General features: G+C 72.1%; 5 protein-coding genes. 1 reads left to right on the top strand and 4 read right to left on the bottom strand.

The window, feature by feature from the left end:
• Positions 1 to 219 precede the first annotated feature (219 nt).
• Complete coding sequence (locus IJH84_RS05085; RefSeq protein ID WP_233628406.1) at positions 220 to 1,170, bottom strand: DUF3152 domain-containing protein; 951 nt, start codon at positions 1,168 to 1,170, stop codon at positions 220 to 222.
• Between the two features lie 245 nt (positions 1,171 to 1,415).
• Positions 1,416 to 2,426: an alpha/beta fold hydrolase gene (locus IJH84_RS05080; RefSeq protein ID WP_200073322.1), complete on the bottom strand. Its 1,011-nt coding sequence runs from the start codon at positions 2,424 to 2,426 to the stop codon at positions 1,416 to 1,418.
• A gap of 127 nt (positions 2,427 to 2,553) precedes the next feature.
• Between IJH84_RS05080 and IJH84_RS05075 the strand changes: the two genes are divergently transcribed.
• Complete coding sequence (locus IJH84_RS05075; RefSeq protein WP_200073321.1) at positions 2,554 to 3,174, top strand: TetR/AcrR family transcriptional regulator; 621 nt, start codon at positions 2,554 to 2,556, stop codon at positions 3,172 to 3,174.
• On the opposite strand, the gene IJH84_RS05070 is transcribed toward IJH84_RS05075, so the two are convergent.
• On the bottom strand, positions 3,175 to 4,584 hold the full coding sequence (locus IJH84_RS05070; RefSeq protein WP_200073320.1) for an APC family permease: 1,410 nt from the start codon (positions 4,582 to 4,584) through the stop codon (positions 3,175 to 3,177).
• Positions 4,585 to 4,791: 207 nt separating this feature from the next.
• Positions 4,792 to 5,061, bottom strand: a 270-nt coding sequence (locus IJH84_RS05065) for an alpha/beta hydrolase (RefSeq protein WP_295140857.1), incomplete at its 5' end; no start/stop codon positions are given.

Raw genomic sequence — 5,061 nt, 5'->3', positions numbered from 1 at the left:
GCTTTCGCGCGCGCCGGGCGAGCGTTCGCGCCGCGGTCGGGCACGCCGACCCGCTCGGCCGGCTCGTTTTCGGTCGGCGAGTTCATTGCTCGGCCAGGTCGTCGAGCGGGCCGGGCCGATCCGTCGCGAAAGGTGCAACGCGAGTCCGGCCGGTGCTCTTCCCGGCTCCCGGAACACTCCCAGAATCCGAGAGGGCGCAGACCGCCGGAGCGGCCGAAATCACGGTCCGGGCGGCCCGCCCACCGGGAACGGCCAGGCGTTGGGCTTGCAGACGAAGCCGTTCGCGGGGATCTCGGTGCCCTGCGGCACCGCCTTGTTCAGCTCGCGCAGCTCGTTGTTCGAGGTGCTGAAGGTCTGCTGCATCATCACCGGCGCCAGCCCGCCCTGCTGCCCGCACGGCACGTGCCCGTTGCCGAAGACGTGGCCGACCTCGTGGTTGATCGCATAGCGGCGGTACGTGCCGATGTCGCCCTCGAACGCCACCGCGCCCCGGACCCACCGCGCGGCGTTGATGTAGACGCGGTCGCCGATGCGGCAGGAGGTGTCGAACGGCAGGCCGTTGCCGTAGCCGCAGATCTCCCGCGCGGTGTTCTGGCTCACCAGCGTGACCCGGAAGTCCGGCGAGCTCGCGCCGTCCACCCGCTCCAGCGCGACTCCCCCGTTCTGGCCGCCGCTTTCCGAGCTCCCGGCCTCCGGGTGGGTCCAGCTCCGCGGGTCGGCCAAGGTCTGCTGGGTGAGCTGGGCGAAGGTGTCGTTGCCCTCGGCCAGCCGGACGCCGACCTCCGCTTCGACGGTGTAGCGGTAGAGCTCGCCGGAGCCGACGCGCGGCGCGGTTCCGGGCAGCACCTCGTAGGTGCGGCCGCCGATCTCCGGTACCGGCGCACCGGGCGGCAGCTCCGCGGAGAACATGTTCGGGTCGTAGGTCTGCCCGGGCGGCGCTTCGGTGACCACCGGCGCCTCCGCAACGTTCGGCGCCTGCGCTCGGGAGCCGTCGGCGGGCCCGGCGCCCGGGTCGGCGACCTGGAACACCGCGAGGGCGGTGATCACGATCAGCAGCGGTACCGCGTAGATGCGCCAGCCCTGGAACGACCACCGCCGGTTCCGCGTGCGGCGCGCGGGCGCGTCGTCGGCTTCGTCCTCGAGGCCGTCGAAGTCGTCGGATTCCGGCAACGGCCGCCACGACGCGGCGAGCGGCTCGTCCCTTCCGGGCGCGTCCGTTCCCGGTGCGCCCGTTCCCGGTGCGCGCTGCGGACTCTCGGCGTCCCGCGACGCTCCCGAGCGTCCTGCGGCACTGTTTCGTGGTCGTCTCGGGCGCGGCACGGCTCCAGCGTCCCACAAGGACGCGATCCCCGATCGAGACCATGGCCTGCGGTGTCCGGTACGCCCGCAAAGATCACCCGATTCGGGATCGGCGGTCACCAACGGTGCGCATCGATCTCGTCGAGCATCCCGAGCACCGCCTTGGCGAGCACCCGCGGACGCTCCATCTGCGCCACATGGCCGGTTCGCGGCAGCACCAGCAGCCGCCCGCGCGGCAGGTCCCGCGCGGTCCGCGGCGCCTTGCGGATGCCGAGCACCCGGTCCTCGCGGCCCCACACCACCAGGCTCGGCGCCGAAACCTGGGGCAGCAGCAGCCACGGGGAACGCCACGGCGGCAGCAGCCAGGTGCGCATCAGCTCGGTCGTGGTGCGCCCGAGCGCGACCTCCGCCCACGCGAGTCCGGCGCGCTCCCGGAACTCCTCGACCGCGACCTCGATGTGGCTCGGCGGCACGGCCTCCGGCTCGGCGAAGCACAGCCGCAGCAACTGCCGCGTCCGCTCGTGCGCGGGCATGGCGGCCAGCTTGCGGCGCACCACCGGGCCGAGCAGCGGCAACCGGGTCAGCGGCAGCCGCGGGTCGGACATCCGCCGCGGGTCCGGCCGCAGGTCCGGCACGGCCGGGGACACCAAGGTCAGCGACGCGACCAGGTCCGGCCTGCGGACCGCGACCAGCACCGCGACCGCACCGCCGAAGGAGTTGCCCAGCAGGTGCACCGCACCGGCGCCGAGCTCTTCCAGCAGCCGGATCACGACGTGCGCGTGCTGCTCACCGGTGTAGTCGAACCAGCCGGGCGGTTCGGAGCGGCCGAAGCCGGGCAGGTCGACCGCGATGCCGCGCAACCGCACCGACAGCAGCTCGGCCAGGTCCGTCCAGTTCGTCGCCGACCCGGCCAGCCCGTGCAGGTACACCGCGGTCTCGGCGCGGGAAGGCGACCCGGCGGTTTCGCGCAGATGAACCGTGACCGGTCCGTGCCGGGTGGACAGTCGCACCCGGCGGCCGGGTGCGAGCGCTCCGGACAGCTCGCCGTCCGTCCCGGGCCGCATCGGCACCCTGGTCAGCTCCGGTCGCGGGGTCGCCGCCCGATCGCGCTGTGTTCCGGCACGCATGAACCCAGCATGGCCCGGTGCGGGGATTGGCCGCCGGATGAGGTCGAAGGCATCCTTTACCGGCGAGTAAAGTTGTGCTTCGCGAATCGGAGACCCCGATCAGGCCGCAGAAGGGGTGGAGGCAGGCATGACGGAGACCGCGCAGCCGAGTCGAGGAGTCCGGCTGCCCCGGGACGCACGCCGGGCGCAACTGCTCACGGCTGCTCAGCACGTGTTCGTCACCAACGGCTATCACGCGGCGGCGATGGACGACATCGCCGAGCACGCGGGTGTCAGCAAGCCGGTCCTCTACCAGCACTTCCCCGGCAAGCTGGAGCTGTACCTGGCGCTGGTCGAGACGCACGGCGGCGAACTAGTGCGCCGGGTGCGGGAATCGATCGAGTCCAATCCGGACAACAAGCACCGGGTGCGGGCCGCGGTTGGCGCGCTGTTCGAGTTCGTCGACGCCGAGGGGCAGGCGTTCCGGCTGGTCTTCGAGTCCGACCTGCGCGGCGAACCGGCAGTTGACCGCGCCGTGGACGGCGCGCTTTCGGCGTGCGTGGACGCGGTGGCCGAGGCCGTCACCGCGGACGCGGGGCTGGAACCGGAACGGGCGCGGCTGCTGGCGTTCGGCCTGGTGGGGCTCAGCCAGGTCACGGCCCGCTACTGGCTGGACGAGACGAGCTCGGTGCAGCGCGACGAGGCGATCGGGCTGATCTCCACGCTGGCGTGGAAGGGCCTGGCGGGCTTCCCGCTGCAGAACCCCTGATCAGGTGCGGCCGGTGGCGGCGCGCAGCTGGTGCTCCGCTTCCGGCCCCGCGGCGATCCGCGGCATCCGCACGAAGAACACGAGTCCGAGCAGCGCCCAGAAAACCAGGACGATCCATTCGTAGGGCCACACCAGCCCGCTGGGCATCCCCGGCAGGAACAGCACGGCCAGCCCGAAGCTGAGCGCGGCGGCCAGCCCGCCGACGGTCCGCCCGCCGCGCACCCGGAACGGCCGCGGCATGTCCGGTTCCCGGTGGCGCAGCGCCAGGAAACCGGCCGCGACGGCCAGGTAGGCGAGGATGATCGCGAAGCTGCCCGAGTTCAGCAGCCAGGTCAGCGCCTGCTCCCCGAACAGCGGCGCGAACAGCGACAGGGCGCCGATGAACAGCACGGCGTTGCCCGGGGTGCGGAACCGGGGGTGCAGCCTGCCGAACCACTGCGGCAGCATCCCGGAGTTCGCCATCGCGTAGAGCAGCCTGCTCGCTCCGATCAGGAAACCGTTCCAGCTGCTGAGGATTCCCGCGATGCCGCCGAGCACCAGGACGTTGCCCATCGTGCGGCTGTGCCACAACTGCGTCATCGCGTCGCCCACGGCCAGTTCGGAGTTCCCCAGCGCGGAAGCGGGCAGCGCGGTACCCGCGGTGAGCACGACCAGCACGTACCAGGCGGTCGCCAGTCCCACCGAGATCACCAGCAGCTTGCCGATCTGCTGCACCGGCAGCTTGATCTCCGCGGCGGACTGCGGGATGACGTCGAACCCGACCATCAGGAACGGCACCGCCACCAGCACGCTGAAGACCCCGCCGAGCCCTCCCGAGACCAGCGGCCGCAGGTTCCCGGTCTCCCCGCCGACGGCCGCGCCGAGCAGCAGCGTCGCCCCGACCGCGAGCAGGAACAGCACGGTGATGCTCTGGAACACCGCCGCGGGCCGCACCCCGACGTAGTTGAGCAACGTCATGATCACCGCACCGCCGATGCCGACGGCGACCCAGACGGCGAACACGTCGTCCCCGGCCACCGACCACAGCTTCCCGGTCAGCACGCCGGGGAAGATGTACTGCACGCTCTGCGGCAACGCCACGGCCTCGAAGGCGACGACCGAGACGTAACCGAGCACCAAGGTCCACGACGTCACGAACCCGGCGCGGCCGCCGAGCCCGCGCAGCACGTAGTTGTGCGCACCGCCGGCGGCAGGCATGGCGGAGACCAGTTCGGCGTAGGTGAGGCCGACCAGCCCGATCACCGCGCCGCCGGCGAGGAACGCCACCGCGGCGCCGAGCGGCCCGGCGGTGGCGACGAAATCCCCGGTTTTGACGACCCACCCGAAGCCGATCATGGCGCCGAACGCGACGGCGAGCACGTCGGCCCTTCCCAGCACGCGGGTGAACGACTGGTCCTCGTTGCTGCTCAAATCCGCTCCCCTGCCGACGGTGGTGCGGGGATTCTTGTTGCGACTGCAGCACCGGCGCGAGCCGCCGTTCAGCCCTGCGGCACTACGCCGAACAGAGCAGCAACTCTCTCAGGCGCGTCGTGCGCACGAAAAGCTCCGAGTGAACGGACCGCCGGGGCGGTACGACGGGCTGACGGTTCGATCGCGGCTTCGCGGTGTGTCCTCTGCTCAGGAGCGGGCGGCGGTGTCGAGGAGCTCGGTGATCCGGTCGGCGACCTCGTCGGTGCGCTCCAGCGGCAGCATGTGGCCCGCACCGGCGTAGAGCAGCAGCTCCGCGTCCGGCAATGCCTCGGCGATCCGCCGGGCGTGCGGCAGCGGGCAGAGCCGGTCGGCCAGGCCCGCCAGCACTACCACCGGGATGTTGCGCAGCGCCGCGAGCGCGTGCGTGCGCTCGTGTTCGGCGAGCGAGGCGCGGAACGCGGCCATGTTCGCGGGATT

Origin of the sequence: Saccharopolyspora sp. (assembly GCF_017434145.1) — a bacterium.
Taxonomy (GTDB): domain Bacteria; phylum Actinomycetota; class Actinomycetes; order Mycobacteriales; family Pseudonocardiaceae; genus Saccharopolyspora_C; species Saccharopolyspora_C galaxeae.
The sequence above is the reverse complement of the archived record's forward strand: the minus strand, read 5'-3'. Positions and strand labels throughout refer to the sequence as shown.